Annotated in this window: 18 protein-coding genes and 2 riboswitches; of the genes, 11 read left to right on the plus strand and 7 right to left on the minus strand. The window is 65.8% G+C overall.

Annotated features, from left to right (window positions below; all coding sequences use genetic code 11):
* Positions 1 to 10 precede the first annotated feature (10 nt).
* The 3 genes from hutI (at position 11) to LFT49_RS07370 (ending at position 2,960) form a co-directional block, all read left to right on the plus strand.
* Positions 11 to 1,222: an imidazolonepropionase gene (hutI, locus tag LFT49_RS07360; RefSeq protein WP_237430172.1), complete on the plus strand. Its 1,212-nt coding sequence runs from the start codon at positions 11 to 13 to the stop codon at positions 1,220 to 1,222.
* Between the two features lie 101 nt (positions 1,223 to 1,323).
* The gene (locus tag LFT49_RS07365) at positions 1,324 to 2,112 is read left to right on the plus strand and encodes a DeoR/GlpR family DNA-binding transcription regulator (RefSeq protein ID WP_237430173.1); all 789 of its coding nucleotides are present in this window, start codon (positions 1,324 to 1,326) and stop codon (positions 2,110 to 2,112) included.
* A gap of 68 nt (positions 2,113 to 2,180) precedes the next feature.
* Positions 2,181 to 2,960, plus strand: a complete 780-nt coding sequence (locus LFT49_RS07370; protein WP_237430174.1) for a CPBP family intramembrane glutamic endopeptidase — start codon at positions 2,181 to 2,183, stop codon at positions 2,958 to 2,960.
* Between the two features lie 57 nt (positions 2,961 to 3,017).
* Here the strand turns inward: LFT49_RS07370 and LFT49_RS07375 are convergent, their stop codons facing one another.
* The 3 genes from LFT49_RS07375 to LFT49_RS07385 all read right to left on the minus strand — a co-directional run bounded on the left by LFT49_RS07375 (position 3,018) and on the right by LFT49_RS07385 (position 8,105).
* The gene (locus LFT49_RS07375; protein ID WP_237430175.1) at positions 3,018 to 4,754 is read right to left on the minus strand and encodes an HNH endonuclease signature motif containing protein; all 1,737 of its coding nucleotides are present in this window, start codon (positions 4,752 to 4,754) and stop codon (positions 3,018 to 3,020) included.
* Positions 4,755 to 5,080: 326 nt separating this feature from the next.
* The gene (locus LFT49_RS07380) at positions 5,081 to 5,719 is read right to left on the minus strand and encodes a VOC family protein (protein ID WP_237430176.1); all 639 of its coding nucleotides are present in this window, start codon (positions 5,717 to 5,719) and stop codon (positions 5,081 to 5,083) included.
* Between the two features lie 115 nt (positions 5,720 to 5,834).
* Positions 5,835 to 8,105, minus strand: a complete 2,271-nt coding sequence (locus tag LFT49_RS07385; RefSeq protein ID WP_237430177.1) for a S8 family peptidase — start codon at positions 8,103 to 8,105, stop codon at positions 5,835 to 5,837.
* Positions 8,106 to 8,408: 303 nt separating this feature from the next.
* Positions 8,409 to 8,523: riboswitch (SAM riboswitch) on the plus strand.
* A gap of 44 nt (positions 8,524 to 8,567) precedes the next feature.
* Between LFT49_RS07385 and LFT49_RS07390 the strand changes: the two genes are divergently transcribed.
* From LFT49_RS07390 to LFT49_RS07405, 4 genes are all read left to right on the plus strand, one after another.
* On the plus strand, positions 8,568 to 9,884 hold the full coding sequence (locus tag LFT49_RS07390; RefSeq protein WP_236801833.1) for a bifunctional o-acetylhomoserine/o-acetylserine sulfhydrylase: 1,317 nt from the start codon (positions 8,568 to 8,570) through the stop codon (positions 9,882 to 9,884).
* A gap of 122 nt (positions 9,885 to 10,006) precedes the next feature.
* Positions 10,007 to 10,122, plus strand: a riboswitch (SAM riboswitch).
* A 12-nt stretch (positions 10,123 to 10,134) separates the two neighbouring features.
* Entirely contained in the window at positions 10,135 to 11,250 is a 1,116-nt protein-coding gene (gene metX / locus LFT49_RS07395) for a homoserine O-acetyltransferase MetX (RefSeq protein WP_236801835.1), read from the plus strand.
* Positions 11,251 to 11,490: 240 nt separating this feature from the next.
* Positions 11,491 to 12,873 carry an MFS transporter gene (locus LFT49_RS07400; protein ID WP_236801836.1) on the plus strand — a complete coding sequence of 461 codons (1,383 nt, stop codon included), beginning with the start codon at positions 11,491 to 11,493 and terminating at the stop codon, positions 12,871 to 12,873.
* A 6-nt stretch (positions 12,874 to 12,879) separates the two neighbouring features.
* The gene (locus tag LFT49_RS07405; protein ID WP_237430178.1) at positions 12,880 to 14,016 is read left to right on the plus strand and encodes a zinc-dependent alcohol dehydrogenase family protein; all 1,137 of its coding nucleotides are present in this window, start codon (positions 12,880 to 12,882) and stop codon (positions 14,014 to 14,016) included.
* A 31-nt stretch (positions 14,017 to 14,047) separates the two neighbouring features.
* Here LFT49_RS07405 and LFT49_RS07410 read toward each other — a convergent pair whose 3' ends face one another.
* Complete coding sequence (locus LFT49_RS07410; protein ID WP_237430179.1) at positions 14,048 to 14,980, minus strand: LysR family transcriptional regulator; 933 nt, start codon at positions 14,978 to 14,980, stop codon at positions 14,048 to 14,050.
* A 111-nt stretch (positions 14,981 to 15,091) separates the two neighbouring features.
* Between LFT49_RS07410 and mmsB the strand changes: the two genes are divergently transcribed.
* Positions 15,092 to 16,009: a 3-hydroxyisobutyrate dehydrogenase gene (gene mmsB / locus LFT49_RS07415; protein ID WP_237430180.1), complete on the plus strand. Its 918-nt coding sequence runs from the start codon at positions 15,092 to 15,094 to the stop codon at positions 16,007 to 16,009.
* 51 nt (positions 16,010 to 16,060) lie between these two features.
* Positions 16,061 to 17,545, plus strand: coding sequence for a CoA-acylating methylmalonate-semialdehyde dehydrogenase (locus LFT49_RS07420; protein ID WP_237430181.1), 1,485 nt, complete (start codon positions 16,061 to 16,063; stop codon positions 17,543 to 17,545).
* A gap of 95 nt (positions 17,546 to 17,640) precedes the next feature.
* On the opposite strand, the gene LFT49_RS07425 is transcribed toward LFT49_RS07420, so the two are convergent.
* Positions 17,641 to 18,231 carry a hypothetical protein gene (locus tag LFT49_RS07425; protein WP_237430182.1) on the minus strand — a complete coding sequence of 197 codons (591 nt, stop codon included), beginning with the start codon at positions 18,229 to 18,231 and terminating at the stop codon, positions 17,641 to 17,643.
* A 48-nt stretch (positions 18,232 to 18,279) separates the two neighbouring features.
* Positions 18,280 to 19,149, minus strand: a complete 870-nt coding sequence (locus tag LFT49_RS07430) for an SGNH/GDSL hydrolase family protein (protein WP_237430183.1) — start codon at positions 19,147 to 19,149, stop codon at positions 18,280 to 18,282.
* 78 nt (positions 19,150 to 19,227) lie between these two features.
* On the opposite strand from LFT49_RS07430, the gene LFT49_RS07435 reads away from it, so the two are divergent.
* Positions 19,228 to 19,878 carry an alpha/beta hydrolase gene (locus tag LFT49_RS07435; RefSeq protein WP_236821686.1) on the plus strand — a complete coding sequence of 217 codons (651 nt, stop codon included), beginning with the start codon at positions 19,228 to 19,230 and terminating at the stop codon, positions 19,876 to 19,878.
* Between the two features lie 34 nt (positions 19,879 to 19,912).
* On the opposite strand, the gene LFT49_RS07440 is transcribed toward LFT49_RS07435, so the two are convergent.
* Positions 19,913 to 20,146 (minus strand): RNA-binding S4 domain-containing protein, encoded by a 234-nt coding sequence (locus tag LFT49_RS07440; RefSeq protein WP_236821687.1) that lies wholly within the window; start codon positions 20,144 to 20,146, stop codon positions 19,913 to 19,915.
* A gap of 32 nt (positions 20,147 to 20,178) precedes the next feature.
* On the opposite strand from LFT49_RS07440, the gene LFT49_RS07445 reads away from it, so the two are divergent.
* Positions 20,179 to 21,168, plus strand: a complete 990-nt coding sequence (locus LFT49_RS07445) for a DMT family transporter (RefSeq protein WP_237430184.1) — start codon at positions 20,179 to 20,181, stop codon at positions 21,166 to 21,168.
* Positions 21,169 to 21,212: the final 44 nt, after the last annotated feature.

Raw genomic sequence — 21,212 nt, forward strand, 5'->3', positions numbered from 1 at the left:
GAATGGTCCCATGAGTACCCTGATCACCAATATTGCCGAGCTGATGACGCAGGACCTTGAGCAGCGGGTCCTGAAGGATGCGGCGGTAGTCATCGAGGGGGAACGGATCTCATGGATCGGTGCCGCAGCCGATGCCCCCGCAGCCGACGACGCCGTCGACGCTGGAGGCCGGGCCATGCTGCCAGGCTGGGTGGACTCGCACACCCACCTGCTCTTCGCCGGCGACCGCACCGCCGAGTTCGAAGCCCGGATGGCGGGCGAGGCTTACGCCGCCGGCGGCATCGCCGTCACCATGGAAGCCACGCGCGCCACCTCCGACTTCGACCTCACACGGTTGGCCATGGGCCGGGTGGCCGAGGCCGTCTCGCAGGGAACCACGTACCTGGAAACCAAAACCGGCTACGGCCTGGACGTCGAGAATGAGGCCCGCAGCGCCCGCATCGCGTCCACGGTGGCAGACCAGGTGACCTACCTCGGCGCCCATCTGGTTCCCGCCGGCCAGGACCCGGACGAGTACACCGACCTGGTCTGCGGACCCATGCTCGACGCCGTTCGCCCGTACGTACAGTGGGCCGACGTCTTCTGCGAAGAGGGCGCGTTCACCGCTGAACAGTCCCGCCGGGTACTGCTGGCCTGCCGGGACGCGGGCCTGGGCCTCCGCGTGCACGGCAATCAGCTCGGTGAGGGGCCCGGCGTGCAACTTGCCGTGGAGCTGGGAGCGGCGAGCGTGGACCACGTGAACTTCCTGTCGGGGCAGGACGTCAAAGCCTTGGCTGCTTCGTGGTCCGGGTGGGACGCGGTGAGCGGTGCGGGGGAGCGCGGCACTGTGGCCACCTGCCTCCCGGCCTGCGACCTCTCCACCCGCCAGCCGCTGGCTCCTGCCCGCGAGCTTCTCGATGCCGGAGTGCAGGTGGCAATTGCTTCCAACTGCAATCCCGGTACGTCCTACACGAGCTCCATGGCGTTTTGCGTGACCACTGCTGTCCTGCAGATGCACCTCTCCGTGCATGAGGCAGTACGGGCCGCCACTTATGGCGGTGCCCTGGCGTTGCACGAGGACACCGGGCAGGATGCGGACGGTGAACGCGCCGTGGGGTCAATCGCCGTCGGTCACCGTGCCGACCTGCACCTGCTGAATGCGCCTTCGGCCACGCACCTCGCTTACCGCCCGGGCGTGCCCTTGACGTACGCTGTGTGGCGGGCCGGAGCCAGAGAGCGATAGCTTCAGTACGCTCACATGATTGTTTCTGATCATATAATGTACGTTATAGTCAGAAAACGTCATCAGGAATGGTGGCTGCTTTGATTGAGAGGCCCACTTGAATGACGCGCACTGACCGGCTTACGGCAATTCTCGACCTGCTGGCGAAGACGGGACAGGTAGAGGTTGACGAGATTGTCAGCACCCTCAATGTTTCCCCGGCCACTGCCCGGCGCGACCTGGACAGCCTCGCCAAGCGCCGGCTTTTGACGAGGACGCGCGGCGGGGCGACCACGGGTGCCCTGGCTTACGACCTGCCAGGCCGCTACAACCGCGACGACCATGCCGAAGCCAAAGAGCAGATTGCGCAGTGTGCGTCGGCCTTGATTCGTCCGGGTGCGGTGATCGGTCTCTGCGGGGGTACCACCAGCACCGCCCTTGCACAGATTCTCGCCACCCGGGAGGACCTGAACGCACCCTCCAACCAGCCCACCCTCACTGTGGTGACCAATGCCATTAATATTGCCGGCCAGTTGGCGGTCCGACCCAACATCAAGGTGATGGTTACCGGCGGGATCCTCAACCCGCGGTCCTACGAACTGGTGGGGCCTTACACGGACATCATCATGCAGAAGGTGGTGCTGGACATCGCCTTTATTGGCGTCAACGGCATCGATCCCGAGGTGGGGCCCACCAATACGGGCGAGGGGGAGGCCTCGGTCAATGCCCTTTTGGCCTCCCGTGCCCGGGTGTCCTATGTCATCGCGGATTCCTCCAAGGTAGGAGTGCGCGCCTTCGCCACCATGGACGGCTATGACTTCAACAGGCTGATCACGGATTCCGGCATTTCTGCCCGTGACAAGGCTGCGTTCGAGGCCAACGGCACGGAAGTGATCGTCGCACCCTCCTGATGTTGCGGACCTGGGTGCATCGGCAGTTCCATCAGGCCGGATCCAGAAACTGAAGGCAAGATGGGAACATGCTGGTTCCCTCCCGCCGCCGCCTGCGGCTCGAAGTCTGGATCGTCCTGGGCCTGTCCCTGGGCCAGTCGGCCGTCTACTCCGTGGTGCAGCTGCTCGACAAGATGACCCGCGCCCCGCTGGCGGAGGGCACGTCCACCCTGAACCGTTCCCAAAGTACCCGCGAGTACTTTGACCTGACGTACCAGCTGCTGGATATCGTCTTTGCGCTGGTGCCGGTACTGCTGGTTTTGTACTTCCTTACTGAGGACCGCCCCGCCGCGCCCGGTGAGCCCGGCACCTCCCGGTCCGCGTTCCAGAAGCTCGGGTTCGATTTCGCCCGGCCCGGAAAGGACCTGCTTCAGGGGCTGGGGCTGGCTGCACTGATCGGCATCCCCTCGCTGGGCCTGTATGCGGCCGGCAGGGCGCTCGGGATCACCACGGCCATCATTCCCAGTGCATTGGATGCCTACTGGTGGACGGTTCCCGTCCTCATCCTGTCGGCCGTCCGCCATGCGGTGCTCGAGGAAGTCATTGTGGTGGGTTATCTGCTCGACCGGTTTGGGAAATTCGGATGGAGCATGCCGCTGGCCATCGCCGTGAGCTCGGTGCTGCGCGGCAGCTACCACCTGTACCAGGGCTTCGGTCCATTCATTGGCAACGCAGTGATGGGCATTGTCTTTGCCTGGCTGTATACCCGGACACGTCGGGTCATGCCACTGGTGATAGCCCACGCACTGCTGGATATCGTGGCGTTCGTCGGGTTCAGCCTTTTCGGGAAGGCGGTGGGGTTGGGGTAGATACCCCACCTCCTCAGTCTGGGCTGCCCGGCCTCACCGTTATGACGATGCAGGGCGTTATTGGCGTGATAGCTGCTCTCGGATGAACGACAGCAGCAACCAGGAGTCCGCTTCTGGGTCCGGTGGGAGAATGAAGGGCTGCGCGTAGAAGTCCTCCCACAGTGGATCTGTCGGGCATAGTTCGCCCGGCTCGAGCAGGTTTTCGCCGGGTGGATCTTCGGGTGGTGGATCGGCCCAATCAGGCATGCCCGCGAGCAGCTGCTGCCACTGTGGAGCATCCACCGGCATGGCAGCCACGATAGCTTCCGCCGGCAGGATTCCCGGTGGCCAGTGTGTGGGTTCTGGGTGGGGGTGTTCGGGTTTGTAGTGGCGGCCGGTGGGTGAGGTCCAGCCGGGTGATTCACTCGTGGTGGCCGGGTCTGGTGTCCATTGGGTGTGGTGTTTGAGCCGGTGGTGTTTGGGGCAGAGTTGTGCCAGGTTGCTGGTGCCGGTGGGTCCGCCGTGTTCCCAGGCTTTCAGGTGGTCGGTTTCGTTGTCCGGGGTGCGGTTGGTGCAGCCGGGGAAGGTGCATTTGGCGTCGCGCATCCTGATCCAGCGTTTGATGGTTTCGGTGAGCCGGTAGTTCTTCCGGCCGATCTCCAAGGGTGCCCCGTCGCGGGGGTCGACCAGGACGCGGTAGAAGGCCGCGCCGTCGGCGACGAGTTTGCGGGCCATGGATGCCGGGATGGGGCCGAGCCCGTCGAGCATGGCGGGCTCATCCGTGAGTCCGAGCAGGGAGAACACCGGCACCGTGACCAGGACGTCGGCCCGCGGGGTGGGGACCTTGCCGATCTCCCTCACGGCCGACGAACTGATGGCGTTGCCGGTCACGTCGTCGTTGCCGGTCCCGTCGTCGATGCTGGCCGGCTCTGCCGCGGTGGTGGTGCCGGTGCCCTTGGTGTTGCCGGCGCTGAGGAGCAGGGATGCTGCGATGTCGGGGCGGAGTTGGGTGATGGTGCGTGGTTCGTTGGGGCCTTGGAGGCCGCGGGCGGTGGCGGTGGTGCGGTTCCAGATGGCGCAGGCGGTGTCGCCGGGGAGGTAGAGCGAGATCCAGGCCATGCCGTCCCGGTCCGGGGTGTATTCCATTCGCCGGTCCGTCACCCCTTTGGCGTGGCGTTTCTGCAGTGTCTCGGGGTGGTGGCGTTCGCGCCAGGAACGGACTTTGGCCCGGAAGCGGGAGGGGACGAGTTCGCCCGGGGCTGCGCCGCGGGCGGGGTGGGGTGCGTCGGGGTCGAAGAAGTGCGCCACCAGCGCGGCAGCGCCGGCCGCGTCGAGGCCCTCGGTTTCGTCCGCGACGATGCGGGCGTGCTGCCAGGACATGGCACCGGTGGACAGGGCCTGGAACACCGGTGGGAGGGAGCAGATTTTTCGGGACTGTTCCACCAGGGCGCCTGTGGCGGCGGAGCTGACGGTGAGGACCCCTGCGATCTCTTCCACCACGGACATCTCGGCGTAGGTGCGGTCCTGGATGGACGCGTCGGGCGGGGTCATGGCCTGCTGGAACCCGATCGCCTCGGCTGCATCCCGCGCCTTCATCGCCGCGAGCTGCGCCTCCAACCGGGCCGTGAGTTCCAGCCGCTCCAGCCGGATCTCGTACCGCCGCTGCAGCACATCAACACCGGAACCAACACCAACCCCGGAGGCCAGGAAAGCATCCTCCCGCTCCAGCGCACTTATGGCATCCAGCGCACCGAGGGCAGCCACCGAGGCATGAACGCCCTCCGCACCTGCCCTCACACCACCGCTGATTCCCATATGAAGATCATCCAACAGGGGTCTGACAATATGAGCTGCGCCGAGCAGCTTACCTGAGTGGGTAAGCCGGACCACCGAAGCCGCCCGCCGTCGTCGTACTTTTTGGACGCAAAGGTTCCCTGTCGCAGCCCAAATGTCCCGTGTGAAAAAGAGCATGCTTGGCGCAGAAAAATCCGCTGCCCTGAGCCCAAAAAGTCAAACGCCGCTTGAACGAATTCGGCCGCCATGAGGTGGTGACGCCGTTGTCACCACCTCATGGCGGCCGAAGATTATCCGGGCGTGGACCCGGCACACCCATCTCCCAAAAAGAGACTAGGGCTGGAGCGTCAGATAGTGACGGCCCCGTTGGCGGTCTCAAAGGTGACCGACAGGATGCCCGGCGTTCCGTGCGGGGCGACCCACTCGACCGCAACATCTTCGAGCGGCTTCTCCACCGGCTCGCCCAGCCATTCCGTGACCCTCGACGCGGAGCCGGCGATGGTCAGGCACCTCATCTTGAGGCTGCTCTGGTAGGCGTTGGACGGGTGAAGCGAGGGATCGCCCTCCCACTTAAGCATGTACGGGACCTGGGGATCAGCGATGAGGCCCAGGATGCCAATCTGCTTCCAGACCAGCTCGCGGCCGTCCGGGAACTTGCGGTTGCCGTTGACGGCGGAGCGGCCAAGGCGTTCCTCGAAGGGGGCGAGGTCGTCCACTTCGACGCACCAGCCCATCCAGCCGCCGCCGGCCGCGGAACGGGCCCGTACGGCCTGTCCAAACGGTGCCTTGTCAGAAGCGGGGTGGTCCAGGACCTCCACGACCTCCAGGTACTTGTGACCGGCCAGCGGGATGATCATATTCCGGGTTCCGAACCGGGGGTGCACCCCGCCCTTCACTGCCTCAACGCCGAGGGCAGTTGCAATACGTTCGGTAGTGGCCGCGAGGCCGTCGTGTTCACAGGCGTAAGAGACGTGATCCATGCGCATGGCAACATCTTGGCACTTTGTGATGCGGCTCTCAGCTAAGGATACCCTTACTGGAATTTCCTTCGTGGATTCGGGCTGTTTTCCTGCCTCCCAGCTGACCAGGATCGGCATTTGATCAGCCACCGATGTAGTAGCCGGAGGTGTCGGCGGTGAGGTGGACGGTGCCGTTGGAGTTATTGGTCAGGGCGATGGTTCCGTCACTGCCGACGGGGGTGATGACGAGGTTGGGCACGGTTTGGGCTGCGGCGAAGTTCAGGTTGGAGGTTCCCGGTGGGGTGGTGCCTCCGGCGTGGACGGTGATGAATCCGTTGCTGGTGGGCTCGGTGACAGTGACGTTTACGGCCACGGCTGACACGCCTGTTGCCGGGATGCCGCCCCGTCCGGTTACCGGGACCTTGATGGTGGCTCCGGGAGCGACTGGTCCGCTGGTGCCTCCGGTGCCGTTGCGCGTATCAAGCTGCCGGAACGGTGTCTGGGAGGAAAACGCGCCAGGGTCTACGGCGGTTCCAGCGATGTAGTAGCCGGAGGTGTCGGCGGTGAGGTGGACGGTGCCGTTGGAGTTGTTGGTCAGGGCGATGGTTCCGTCACTGCCGACGGGGGTGATGACGAGGTTGGGCACGGTTTGGGCTGCGGCGAAGTTCAGGTTGGAGGTTCCCGGTGGGGTGGTGCCTCCGGCGTGGACGGTGATGAATCCGTTGCTGGTGGGCTCGGTGACAGTGACGTTTACGGCCACGGCTGACACGCCTGTTGCCGGGATGCCGCCCCGTCCGGTTACCGGGACCTTGATGGTGGCTCCGGGAGCGACTGGTCCGCTGGTGCCTCCGGTGCCGTTGCGCGTATCAAGCTGCCGGAACGGTGTCTGGGAGGAAAACGCGCCAGGGTCTACGGCGGTTCCAGCGATGTAGTAGCCGGAGGTGTCGGCGGTGAGGTGGACGGTGCCGTTGGAGTTGTTGGTCAGGGCGATGGTTCCGTCACTGCCGACGGGGGTGATGACGAGGTTGGGCACGGTTTGGGCTGCGGCGAAGTTCAGGTTGGAGGTTCCCGGTGGGGTGGTGCCTCCGGCGTGGACGGTGATGAATCCGTTGCTGGTGGGCTCGGTGACAGTGACGTTTACGGCCACGGCTGACACGCCTGTTGCCGGGATGCCGCCCCGTCCGGTTACCGGGACCTTGATGGTGGCTCCGGGAGCGACTGGCCCGCTGGTGCCTCCGGTGCCGTTGCGCGTATCAAGCTGCCGGAACGGGGTCTGGGAGGAAAACGAGCCAGGGTTCGACGGACTGCTGGTTCCTGCCGGTGACGCAACTTGCAGCAACCGGTTTAGGGTTCCCGGGCTGGCGTTGGAGATCTTGCCGCTGGCTGAGGAAGAATTCAGTGCGTCTCCTATCTGGGCAGGGGAGAGCAGCGGGTTCTGCGAGAGCATGAGGGCAGCAGCGCCTGCCACATGGGGAGTGGCCATTGAGGTCCCGCTTAGAGATGCGGTGGCGGCCGGGGAGGTGTACCAATCGGATGTAATGCCAACGCCGGGGGCGTAAAGATCCACGCAACTGCCGAAGTTTGAGAAGCTGGCCTGGTGGTCCGTGGAATCGCTGGCAGCGACCGTGATTGCCGCCGGAACCCTGGCAGGGGAAGCCGTGCATGCATCGGTGGCACTGTTACCTGCAGCAACAACCGCGGAAATACCGTCGGCGATTACCGCCTCCACGGCAGCGTCCAAGGTGCTGCTCGTGGGGCCGCCAATGCTGAGGTTCACCACAGCCGGAGTTCCGGCACGGTGGTCCCCTGCAATCCAATCGAGTCCTGCAATAACGTCCGAGTAGAGGCCTGTGCCATCACAGGCCAGTGCCCGCACCGGGATCAAAGTCGCGAGTTTTGCCACGCCATAGGTTGAACCGCCGATAGTGCCGGCTACATGGGTGCCATGTCCGTTGCAGTCGCTGGACCCGAGGCCGTCGGACTTCGCCGTCCAACCTGTTGCAACCCGGCCGCCGAAGTCGACGTGGGATGCGAGGATCCCAGTGTCGAGTACATAGACGCTCACGCCTTGCCCGGTGCCGGAGGGCGTGTACGTGCTGGATAGGGGCAGCGATTGTTGATCTATCCGGTCCAGTCCCCATGGCGCCTGCTCCTGGGTTGTGCTGTAGACCGTGACGGGCTGGTCCGGCTCAACGGCGACGGCTTTGCCGGACCGCATCAGGGCTGAGGCTTGCGCCGGGGTGGCTTTTATCGCAGCGCCCTTGATCGCATTATCGAACATACGGCTAACGCCAATACCTTGGCCGCGCAGGGCACTGCTCTCTTGCCTGACGTCCGCTGCCGAGGGGAACCGGACAATGTAATCACCCTTGTCAGCCGCCGCGGCGCTGGCGATGGGAGCAGGGAGAAGCACCGCTCCCAGCATTGAACAGACCAACACAATGTATAGAACAGTGGCACGTGCGGCAGGGCGCAGAATCGGAGGCAACGGAACGTCCGTCCTTTTTTGACTGTGAGAAACGAGGGGGTTTTCCCCGTTCAAATCTATCGGGGACGGGAACCCGATCTTCCGAAGCTCGGGCGATCCTTCGCATTCCCTGTGCGAATCTTCGCAAACCTACGCTGCAGTCCTGGCGGTGTGTTTCCACGTCCAGGCTTTTGTCACGACCCGTCATACTCATGGCGTTGGGCGCCCCCGCTTCCTAGACTTGGCGAAGGTCATGAGTGCCAGCGCCAAGCCCCGGCTCGCTGGCCGGCAACCCTCCATCCGCGGTGGGGTGCCCCGGGTGAGGACCTGGCTGTCCGGCACGAGCCGACAGCAAGCGCGGCCCGCACTGCCCCTGAGCATGCCGGGCCCATGTCAAAGGAGATTTGGATGTCCAACGCTTGGTCCTTCGAAACCCGCCAGATCCACGCCGGCCAGGAAGTGGACAGTGCAACGGGAGCCCGTGCCCTGCCCATCTACCAAACCACGTCCTTTGTTTTCCCAACGGCCGAGAGCGCAGCCAACCGCTTTGCACTCTCCGAACTGGCGCCCATCTACACCCGCATCGGCAACCCGACGCAGGACGCCGTCGAACAGCGGATTGCCAGCCTTGAAGGCGGCCTGGCCGCGCTGCTGCTGAGTTCCGGCCAGGCCGCCGAAACGTTCGCGGTCCTGAACATTGCGGAGGCCGGCGACCACATCGTAGCCAGCCCCAGCCTCTACGGCGGCACCTACAACCTTTTCGCCCACACCCTGAAAAAATTCGGCATCTCCGTCACGTTCGTGGACGACCCCGACAACCTGGACCAGTGGCGCAACGCCGTCCGGCCCAACACCAAGCTTTTCTTCGGTGAAGTGGTCTCCAACCCGCGCCAGGACGTCCTGGACATCGAGGGCATCTCCGAAGTCGCCCACCAGGCCGGCGTGCCCCTCATCGTGGACAACACCCTCTCGACGCCGTACCTGATCCGGCCGCTGGAGTGGGGAGCGGACATCGTGATCCACTCGGCCACCAAGTACCTGGGCGGCCACGGCACAGCCATCGCCGGCGTGATCGTCGATTCCGGCAAGTTCGATTTCAGCAAGGACCCGGAACGGTTCCCCGGCTTCAACACCCCGGATCCCACGTACAACGGATTGGTCTACGCCCGCGACCTGGGAGCCGATGGAGCGCTCGGTGCCAATCTCTCCTACATCCTCAAGGCGCGGGTCCAGCTCCTGCGGGACCTGGGCTCGGCGGTTTCGCCGTTCAACGCCTTCCTGATTTCCCAGGGCCTGGAGACATTGAGCCTGCGGGTGGAGCGCCATGTTGCAAACGCGGCGGAGGTTGCGCGGTGGCTTGAAGCAAGGGACGACGTCGAATCGGTCGCCTACGCCGGGCTGCCGTCCAGCCCCTGGTACGAGCGTGGCCGCAAGTATGGGCCCAAGGGGACGGGCGCCGTCGTCGCCTTCAACCTGGCCGGCGGAGCGGAGGCGGGCAAACGCTTCGTCGACGCTTTGGAATTGCACTCCCATGTGGCCAACATCGGCGACGTGCGCTCCCTGGTCATCCACCCGGCGTCGACCACCCACAGCCAGCTCTCGCCGGAGCAGCAGGTGGTGGCCGGGGTGCACCCGGGACTTGTCAGGCTTTCCGTGGGCCTGGAACACATCGACGACATCCTCGCCGACCTTGAAGCAGGCTTCAGGGCTGCGAAGGACGCCTAGAAGCCTAAAGTACGACGCCGGGGCGCCACTTAGGCGGCAGGGCAGGGCAGGCAGCAAGTCGGGAAGTCACAACCAGTCACACTCTTGGCTTGGACCGGGTGGTGTTTCGTACACTCGATCCAGGTCATGAGTGCCAGCGACAGCCCCGGCTTGCTGGCCGGCAACCCTCCTTCCGCGGTGGGGTGCCCCGGGTGAGGACCTGGCCTGCCGGTCAATTGACGGCGGGCAAGCGCGTAGAAGAGGTCTTGCCATGACGGTTTCCGTCGCCCCAACCACCATCCCCGAACACGGAATCGTCCGCTACGCCTCCATTGGGGAACTGGAGCTCGAGGCCGGGGGATACCTGCCCGACGTTACGCTGGCCTACGAAACCTGGGGCACCCTCAACGCAGACGCCAGCAACGCCATCCTGATCGAGCACGCGCTCACGGGCAGCACTCACGTAACCCGCGGAGACACCGACGAGGAAGGCTGGTGGGAGCAGCTGGCCGGGCCCGGTGCCCCCGTGGACACGGACCGTTTCTTCGTGGTGTCCATCAACATTGTGGGCGGCTGCTACGGCTCCACCGGCCCCTCATCGCCCGCCCCCGACGGATCGCCCTGGGGTTCCCGCTTCCCCCTGGTCACGCTGCGGGACAGCACCGTGGCGGAGGCCCGGCTGGCGGACCAGTTGGGGATCAAGAGCTGGTTCGCGGTTCTTGGCGGCTCCATGGGCGGCGCCCGGGCGCTGGAATGGGCAGTGACCTACCCGGAAAGGGTGCAGCGCTGTGCCGTCATCGCCGTGGGGGCTGCGAGCACGGCAGAACAAATCGCCTTTGCCCAGGCCCAGACCCTGGCCATTCGGCAGGATCCAAACTTCAACGGCGGCGACTACTACGGCGGTCCCTGTCCTGAAGAGGGCCTGGCCCTTGCCCGGCGCATCGCCCACATCACCTACCGGTCCGCCGCCGAACTGGAAGGCCGCTTCGGCCGGGCGGCCCAGGCATCCGAGTCGCCCCTTCAGGGGGAAGTACTGGCAGCCCGTGGCCGCTACCAGGTGGAAAGCTACCTGGACCACCAGGGCAACAAGCTCGTGAAGCGCTTTGACGCCAACAGCTACATCGCCCTGACCGAAGCGTTGATGAGCCACGACGTCTGCCGCGGACGGGGAACCCTGGCCGAAACCCTGGCCGGTGCTACTGCACGCTTCTTCGTGGCCGCCGTCGACTCCGACCGACTCTACTTCCCGTCCCAGTCCCGGGAACTGGCGCAGGCGCTGCCCGGCGAGGTGGACGTCCACGTCATCCAGGCACCCATCGGCCACGACGGGTTCCTCACCGAGATAGGCCAACTGGGGGCGCAGCTGCGGGGCAGCTTCCTGGTCTAGGCACTCCTGGACCAGGCAGTTTTGGTCCACACGTTCCTGGTCAAAGCCTCCGAGGTTCAGCCAGCTCCAAGGAAACCTCCAGCAGTGTGCATTCCTGCAGATGCCTTCTGCACTAATGGTCGTTGAGGTTGCACCGGCAAGCAGACCATACTCATCGAAGCCGGTTTTCGTGGTGTACATCACATCCGGCTGCCATCGACTGTCCCCGTGGTGTCGACGACGACGCCGAAGGAGTTCGCATTGAGTACGGAACGCTCCGCCGCAAGGCGCACCGAGGAAACCGACGTCAAGGCATCAGGCCTGAAGAAAGTGGTGACGGCCTCCATGGCCGGCACCGTCGTGGAGTGGTACGAGTTCTTCCTCTACGCATCCGCAGCCACCCTGGTGTTCGGGAAAGCCTTCTTCCCCAACGCCGGGACAGAACTGGATGGCATCATCGCCGCCTTCCTCACCTACGCCGTCGGTTTCGTGGCCCGTCCCATCGGCGGCATCGTGTTCGGCCACTTCGGCGATAAGTTCGGCCGCAAGCAACTGCTGCAGCTCAGCATCATCCTGGTGGGCGTCTCCACCTTCCTCATGGGCTGCCTGCCCACGTTCGGGCAGATCGGCTACTGGGCTCCCGCGCTGCTGGTCATCCTCCGGTTTGCCCAAGGATTCGCCGTCGGCGGGGAATGGGGCGGCGCCGTCCTCCTCGTGGCGGAACACAGCCCCAGTAAGTCCCGCGGGTTCTGGGCCAGCTGGCCGCAGTCCGCGGTGCCCCTGGGCAACCTCCTCGCCACGGCCGTGCTGTTCATCCTGTCCTCCACCCTGACCCAGGAAGCCTTCCTCGGGTGGGGCTGGCGTGTTGCCTTCTGGCTGTCCGCGGTGATCGTGCTGATCGGCTACTACATCCGGACCAAGGTCAACGACGCCCCCATCTTCCTTGAAGCGCGTAAGGAAGTGGACGCCGGCCACAAGGGCTACGGCGTGGCCGAGGTCTTCCGCCGCTACCCGCGCGGCGTCTTCACCGCCATGGGCCTGCGCTTTGCGGAGAACATCCTGTACTACCTGGTGGTGACGTTCTCCATCACCTACCTGAAGACCGTGGTCCAGGCCGACACCACGCGCATCCTCCTGCTGCTGCTCCTGGCCCACGCCCTGCACTTTGCCGTGGTGCCCATGGTCGGCAAGCTCTCGGACCGGTTCGGCCGCAAGCCCGTCTACATGGCCGGCGCCATTATGGGCGCCACCTGGGGCTTCTTCGCGTTCCCCATGATGGACACGAAGAACGACTTCATTATCCTGGCGGCCATCATGATCGGCCTGGTGTTCCACGCCTTCATGTACGCTGGGCAGCCTGCCATCATGGCGGAGATGTTCCCCACCCGGATGCGTTACTCGGGCGTCTCCCTGGGCTACCAGGTGACGTCGATCGTGGCCGGCTCCCTGGCCCCGATCATCGCCGCCTCGCTTTTGGGCACCTACAAGTCCTCGGTCCCCGTGGCCGTCTACCTGCTCATCGCCTGCGCCATTACCGCCGTCGCGGTCTTCTTCCTGAAGGAAACCCGCGGCGTCTCGCTGCATGACGTGGACGCAGCCGACGCCAAGGGCACCGCCGACCTGCTGGCCGCCAGCAAGAAGTAGGGCCCCATGAAAGCCGCCGTCCTGTACGCCACCGTCCCCGCCACTGGAAACGCCTCTGGTAAAAGCAGCTTCGCCGACGCCCGGCCACTGGTCGTGGAGGAACTCGAGCAGCCGGAGCCCCGCACCGGTGAGCTTGGTGTTGCCATCACCTATTCGAGCCTCTGCCATTCGGACCTCTCGGTGGTGGACGGCTCACGGGTCCGGCCACTCCCCATGGCCCTGGGCCACGAGGCGGTGGGGCGCGTGGTGTCCGTGGGCCAGGGCGTAGGAGACATCTCCGTGGGCGACCACGTGGTGCTGGTGTTCGTGCCCAGCTGTGGCCACTGCCGGGCCTGCCTGGCCGGCCGGCCCGCGCTTTGCCACCGGGCAGCGGAGGTCAACGGCTCAGGAGACCTGCTGCACGGGCCTGCCCTGTTGCGGACGCCGGAAGGGAAGCGCATCAACCATCACCTGGGCGTCTCGGCGTTTGCGGACTACGCAGTGGTTGCGCGGGAATCAGTGGTGGTGATTGACGACGACGTCCCGGACACGGTCGCCGCGATGTTTGGTTGCGCCGTGCTCACCGGAATGGGCGCGGTGTTCAACACCGCCGAGGTCAGTCCCGGCCAGTCCGTGGCAGTTTTCGGCCTGGGGGCGGTGGGGCTCTCCGCGGTCATGGCGGCACGCCTGGCCGGAGCTGCCAGCGTGATTGCCATTGATCCGAACCAGGGCAAACACCAGCTGGCCCGTGACGCCGGTGCCACCGCGGTGGGTACGCCGGACGACGCGGGGCGCCTCATTCAGGAAGCGTCCGGCGACGGAGTGGATGTTGCCGTCGAGGCGGTGGGCTCGGCAGGCGTGATCGCGTCCTGCCTGGAACGGGTGACCCGGGGCGGGGCAGTGGTCTCGGTGGGCCTTCCACACCCGTCCGCCGAGTTGACCGTTCCGGCCCTCCAGTTCGCCGGCGCCGGCAAGCGCCTGCTGGGCTCCTATATGGGTGATGCCGTTCCCGCCCGCGACATCCCGAGGTACCTGGGGTACTGGCGGGAGGGCAAGCTGCCGGTTGAGCTGCTGCACACCGACACGCGGCCACTGAGCGAGATCAACGAGGGGCTTGATGCACTCGCCGCCGGGAAGGTGGTGCGGCGGCTCTTCCAGGCCTGACCCGTCGTTTGCCCCTACGGCTGGGCCAGCCTCAGCCTGCCAGCAGTCCGGCCCGCTCCTTCAGCTCCTCCTTGAGGGCCGCGATCACCGCCTGCACCCGGGCCGACCGAAGCGACTCCGGGCGGGCCACGGCCCAGATAGGGAGCTGGCGTTCGAAATCCGCAGGCAGGACTGGAACGAAATCTTCCCGGTCCGCCACCATGAAGTTGGGCAGCAGCCCGATGCCGGCGCCCTGCCGAACGGCCTCCACCTGTGCGAATACGCTGGTGGCCTGGAAGCTTGTCCGGGGCATCGGCAGCTGCGATGACCAGCGGGGGCCCAGTTCCGCCACCTGGAGCGCAGACTCGACGTACGAGACAAACGCGTGCTGCCCCACGTCGTCGAGCGTTTCCGGGAGGCCGTGCCGCCCTGCATAGTCGGCGCTGGCGTAGAGGCGCAGGTAGTAGTTGCTCAGGAAAATGGTCTGTGCGGTGCTGACGTCGGCCCGGCCCACCACGATCTCCAGGTCTACCCCTGACCGGTTCTGGCTGACTTTCCGGGTGGCGCTGAGCATTTCGATGTTCAGTTGCGGGTTCTGCTGCTGGAGCCGCACCAGCGATGGAGTGACGAACACCGCTCCCACTGCGTCGGTGGTGGCCACGCGGACCAGGCCCGCAAGGGCGCTATTGTCCTGGCTGATCAGGCCCGACAGGGAGCCGAGTGTACTCTCGATCGCCTCCGCCGCGTCCACCGCGGCAGCACCGAGCTGCGTCAGTTCCCAGCCGTGTGGGCTGCGCTCCAGCGTGCGGCCGCCCAGCTGCTTGTCCAGCGCGAGGATCCGGCGCGAAATCGTGGTGTGGGTGGTCCCCAGGCTCTCGGCCACGGCATTGAAACGGCCCAGGCGTGCAACCGTCAAAAGGATAAGCAGGTCGTCGGGGCTCGGCAGCCGTCTGGCGTCCACGTTGGACCTTCCGTTGATGTGCATCAATGCACAGAGTGTCTGTGATTTTTCCCCTTGATTGCACCCTAACACGGTGTGATGGGTGACACAGGCATGCCGGCAGAAGCGCCGGAATGAAAGCAAAGGAGCTTACGCATGGCAGTTATCGGTTGGGTTGGCCTGGGCAACATGGGCGGCCACATGTCGGTGAACCTGGTGAAGGCGGGGCATGACGTCCGCGGCTTTGACCTCAACCCCGCAGCCCTGGATGCGGCTGCAGCGGGCGGCGTCAAGCGGGCCGGCAGCATCGCCGAAGCCGTGGATGGCGCGGACGCCGTGTTCACCATGCTCCCCAAGGGCGAGCACGCCCGCGCGGTGTATCTCGGCGCGGACGGGGTGCTGGCGCACGCGGATACGCGCACGCTGCTCATCGACTCCTCCACCATCGACATCGCCTCTGCCCAGGAACTGCACGACGCCGCTGCTGCCGCCGGTTTCCGGTTCGTGGACGCGCCGGTGTCCGGCGGAATGAGCGGGGCCGAGGCTGGAACCCTGACGTTCATGGTGGGCGGGGAAGAAGGCGCCGTCAAGGACGCTGCCGGCTACATCGGCCCCATGTCCGGCAACATCATCCCCACGGGCGGCCCCACCACGGGGCAGGCAGCCAAGATCTGCAACAACCTGATGCTTTTCATCAACCTTGCCTCCACCGCTGAGGGCGCGGTGCTCGCAGACCGGCTGGGCCTGGACAAGCAGGTCTTTTGGGACATCGCCTCGGTTTCCTCGGGAGACTCATGGGCGCTCCGGACCTGGTACCCCGTGCCCGGTGTGGTTCCCACAGCGGCCTCCAACAACGACTTCGCACCTACCTTCACCACCGAGCTCGCGAACAAGGACATCGGCCTGGCGATCAGCGCCGCCGAAGACACCGGCACACCCCTGGAGATCGGCAAGCACGTCCAGCAGTTGTTCCAGCGGCTCATCGACGCCGGGGACGCGGGCAAGGACTGCTCCATGATCATCAAGCTCGTGGACGGCTCGCTCGAGGCCGCTGACCGGGCGCCGTCCAACTAACCACGCCGTCCAACCAACCACCCGGCAAGCACCGCAGGAAAAGAGACTCTTTTGGAAACCATCCCGCACTACATCAACGGCGCCCGCGTCACCGATGCCGACCGCTTCGGTCCGGTCTTCAACCCCGCCACCGGCCAACAGGAAAAGCAGGTGGCACTTGCCTCCACGGCCCGGACAGAGGAAGCCATCGCGGCAGCCCGCGCCGCGCTGCCTGCATGGCGGGCAACCAGCCTTGCCAAGCGCACCACCATCTTCTTCAAGGTCCGCGAAATCCTGAACCAGCGCAAATCCGAACTCGCCGCGATCCTGACCAGCGAGCACGGCAAGGTCCTCTCCGACGCGGAAGGGGAAATCGCCCGCGGCCTGGAGAACATCGATTTCGCCACCGGCCTGTCGCACATGCTGAAAGGCGAGCGGTCGGAGCAGGTCTCCAGCGGCATCGACGTCCATTCCATCCGCCAGCCGGTGGGGGTCGTGGCCTGCATCACCCCGTTCAACTTTCCGGCCATGGTGCCGCTGTGGATGATCGGCAGCGCCCTGGCCTGCGGCAACACCGTCCTGCTGAAGCCGAGCGAAAAGGACCCGTCGGCTGCAGTCTTCATCGCCGAAGCGTTCGCCGAAGCAGGGTTGCCGGCCGGCGTCCTGAACGTGGTCCAGGGGGACAAGGAAGCCGTGGACGTCCTGCTGGAGCACCCTGACGTTAAGGCCGTGAGTTTCGTCGGGTCCACCCCGGTGGCCCAGTCCATCTACAAGCGGGCAGCTGAGCACGGCAAGCGGGTGCAGGCCCTGGGCGGTGCAAAGAACCACATGGTGGTGCTTCCCGACGCCGACCTGGACATGGCTGCCGATGCAGCGGTTTCCGCCGCGTACGGTTCCGCCGGCGAGCGCTGCATGGCTGTCAGCGTCCTGGTGGCCGTGGGGAACATCGCTGACGACCTGGTGAAGGCGATCTCAAGCCGCATGGCGGACCTCAAGATTGGTGACGGCACCGATCCGGCCTCGCAGATGGGTCCCTTGATCACCGCGGAGCACCGGGAGCGCGTGGCCTCGTACGTTGCGGGAGCGGAAGGTGAAGGCGCAACCGTGGTGGTGGATGGGCGCTCGCAGCAGTTCGACTCCGGCGGGTTCTTCATCGGCGTCAGCCTGGTGGACCACGTCAAGCCCGGCATGAGGGTGTACGACGACGAAATCTTCGGCCCCGTCCTGTCCGTGGTCCGCGTGGATACCTACAACGACGCAGTCCGGCTGGTCAACGAGAACCAGTTCGGCAACGGCACTGCCATCTTCACCCGCGACGGCGGCGCAGCGAGGCAGTTCGAGTTCGACGCCGAAGCGGGCATGGTGGGCGTTAACGTGCCCATCCCGGTTCCGGTGGGCACCTTCTCGTTCGGCGGCTGGAAGAACTCCCTGTTCGGCGACACCCACATGTACGGGCCGGACAGCATCCGCTTCTACACCCGGGGCAAAGTGGTGACCACGCGTTGGCCCGACCCATCAACCTCGGTGATCGACCTGGGCTTCCCCCAGGTGGACTAGTTCGGTGGATTGAACCAGCGGATTACGCCGCATTAGACAAATAAAGAGTAGGTCGGGGACCGGAAACCGGTCCCCGACCTGCCTGCTTACCAGAGTCAGCCGTTCATGATGTCGCCGCGGCGCTTCATGTACTCCTCCATGGACAGTTCGCCGTTGCTGTATTGCTGGTCCAGTTCGGCGAGCTTGCGTGCGCGGAACCCCTGCGGTGCCGAGGGCGGTGGGGGAGTGGCAGGCCCGGAGGGCTGCCCGGGGCCTGGCCGGCCAAGCTGGGGCTGCTGGTACCCCGGCTGCTGGAGCGGCGGTTCCTGCCCGAATTCCTGTGGCGCACCACCGAACCGGGGGTCCGGCATGGGCGCCTGTCCGTGCTGGTACGGCGGCAGTTGCTGCCCGCCATAGGGCTGCGGCGGCTGGCCTGGCTGGCGGAAGCCGCCGGAAAAGTAGTCCTGCTGGGTGTAGCCGTCGCGGGGCTGGCGGTTCTGCGGCCCGGCCGAACCGGGGAACTGGCCATAACCCGGGTACTGGTCCGAACCGGGGAACTGGTTCGGACCCGGAAACTGCCCGGGCCCCGAAAACGGACCGGGCAAGCCCTGGTCCCGGTCCCGCCGCGCCATGGAGCGCCGGTACGCCCGCATGGCCATGGGGACCACGAAGGACAGGATGATGATCCAGAAAAACAAGCTGCTCACGGTGCCGCGCCTCTCGTGTGGTGTCCTTCCAGCGTAACCCCGGCAGCGTTACCGGCGGCTGGGTTCGGAGGTACCCAACGGGCCTTCGCCGGATCCCAACGGAACGCCCGGGCCGAAGACGGGACCCGGCGTCGGCCGTTTTGCCGTGAGGCCGTCCCCGGACGACTGGTGGCGCAACCGGCGCAGCACCCATGGCACGAAGTATTCCCGCGCCCACACGAGGTCCCCGCTCCTTGCCTCGCGCCAGGTGCGCGGCGGCAGCGGCTTGGGCTGCAGCGGTTCCAGGGAGTGCTCCACGTTGAGCGCATCCAGCACCATGGCCGCAATGGTGTGGTGTCCCAGCGGGGAGAAGTGCAGACGGTCCTGGTCCCACATCTGCGGGTCGCCCAGCTGCCGCAGCGACCACATGTCAGCGATGACGGCATCATGGCGCGCGGCAACCGTGCGCAGGTTCTCGTTGTAGATGGCCACCTTGCTGCGGATCCGGCTGAGCACCGAGGAGCCCGTATCCGGCCCGTTGAACAGGACCACGGTGGCTCCGCCCATGGACAGGATCTGGACCACGGAATCGAGCTTCTCGGCCAGCGCGTCGGGATCGCCGCCGGGACGGATCAGGTCGTTGCCGCCGGCGGACAGGGTGACCAGGTCCGGCTTCAGTTCCAGGGCCGGGGCAAGCTGCTGGTCTACGATCTGTTGGAGCAGCCGGCCGCGCACGGCAAGGTTGGCATAGGCGAAGTCCGGCTGGGTTCGGCCCAGCTCTTCCGCCACCCTGTCGGCCCAGCCGCGGTGGCCGCCGGGGCTTGAGGGTTCGGGGTCGCCGATGCCTTCGGTGAAGGAGTCTCCCATCGCCACGTACCGGGTCCAGGGGTGGGAACCGGGGTGGGCAGACGGGGTCTGGAGGGCACTTGCGTCAGTCACGGTCCTATCCTGCCTTCCGCTTCGCTGCCTACGCGAACGTAGGTTGTTACTTCCGGGTAACTGGTATGAATGGAAACCATGACTGACGCCGAAGTATTTCCTGCCCCCGTTGTCCTGTGGTCCCACCCGGAAGACCAGCGCGCCGGTAAACCGCTACTGGTCCTGCTCCACGGCTACGGTGCCAATGAGCAGGACCTGCTCAGCCTTGCCGACATGCTGCCAAGGGATTTCGCCGTCGCGTCCATACGGGCGCCCATCGCCATGGGCCCCGGCTTTACCTGGTTCCCGCTTACCGCGTCCATCGAGTACTCGCTGGAGCGGGTCAAGAAGGCCTCGGCCTACGTGCTGGACTGGATCGACGCCATCAGGCCCGGCCACCCTTCGGTGACTCTCCTGGGCTTCTCCATGGGCATGGCCATGGCCACCACGCTCCTGCGCCAGCGGCCCACGGACTTTGCCGCCGTCGTCGGACTCTCAGGCTTCGTGGTGGACGCGGCCGGCGACCCCACGTTCAAAGACGACGAGCTGGACGGCACCGTGCCCATGTTCTGGGGCCGGGACCAGCAGGATCCGGTGATCACCCAGGACAAGATTGAGTTCACCATGGGCTGGGTCCGCAAGCACGTCAAGCTCACCAAGGTGCTCTACACCGGCATGTGGCACGGCATTAACCAGCAGGAGATCGGGCACGTGGGGGAGTTCCTCACGCATGAGGTGCTGAACAAGTAGGACGTACGACGGCGGCGGGCCAGCCGGTGCGGGGTTAGTCCGCCTGGGGTGCCACCACGCGGACGGTCTGGCCGTTCACCGTGACGGTATCCCCGTTGTGCAGCTGCCGGCCGCGGCGGTCGTCGATCTCGCCGTTGACCTTGACCAGCCCGTTCTTGATGAGCTCCGCCGCCTCCACGCCGTCCTCCACGAGGTTGGCGAGCTTTAGCAGCTGACCCAGCCGGATCATGCTGTCGCGGATGGGGACGTCGTCAATGGGGTTGCTCATACAGCAATAATGCCTGAACTAAGGTGGATTCAATGACCTCCCCTTCGCGCCTGCCGGTACTCGCAGGCCTGCCCCTGGCCGTGGGATCCGGCCTTGCCATCCCCGTCCAAGGCCGGATCAACGGGGCGTTGGGTGCGCGGCTCAACGATGGAATCGCAGCCGCGGCCGTGAGTTTCAGCACAGGCCTGCTGGTCATGATCATCATTTCCCTGGTGTTGCCGCGCGGACGGGCCGGGCTGGCAAACATCCTCCCGGCTGTACGGAACCGGGCCTTCCCCCGGATCTACGTGGTGGCAGGCGCCATCGGCGCGCTGTTTGTCTTTGCCCAGTCCTTCACCGTCGGCATCCTTGGAGTAGCGCTCTTCACCGTCGCCACCGTCACCGGGCAGACCGTAAGCGGCCTGCTGGTGGACCGGCTGGGAATCGGCCCGGCCGGAAAGAAATCTGTGACGGGCATCCGCATCATCGGCTGCATCCTGACCATCGCCGCCGTTGCGTGGGCGGTGTCCCCGCGCTTCAGCAGCGGGGGCTCCGGGGACGGCGCGGCCGGACTGCTCCTTCCCCTCCTCCTGCCGGTGGCGGCGGGCTTCCTCATGAGTTTCCAGCAGGCCATGAACGGCACCGCCACGGTCCACTACGGGACGCCCATCGCGGCCACGTTGGTCAACTTCGTGGCCGGCTGCATCGTGCTGTGGGCAGCGTTCGCGGTGAAGCTGGCCGTGGCCGGTCCCGCCAACCCCCTGCCGGGGGAGTGGTGGTACTACCTGGGCGGCCCAATGGGCTGCGTCTTCATCGGCCTGGGGGCCCTCCTGGTCCGCAGCCTGGGCGTGCTGGTCACGGGCCTGGGCATGATCGCCGGCCAGTTGCTCGGCTCGCTGGGCCTGGACCTGGTGCTCCCCGCGCCGGGCACCATCGTGGCTCCCGCCACCGTCCTGGGGACCCTGTTGACCCTCGCCGCGATCATCCTGGCAACCCTGCCCTGGCCGCGGGGCGCGCTGCGCAGGCAGCGGCCGGTACGCTAGGACACGAGCTTTCCACCGTCTTCCTTCATCCGCCCCGACGCATT

The sequence above is a fragment of the Arthrobacter sp. FW306-06-A genome (genome assembly GCF_021870055.1).
In the GTDB taxonomy this organism is placed as follows: Bacteria; Actinomycetota; Actinomycetes; order Actinomycetales; family Micrococcaceae; genus Arthrobacter.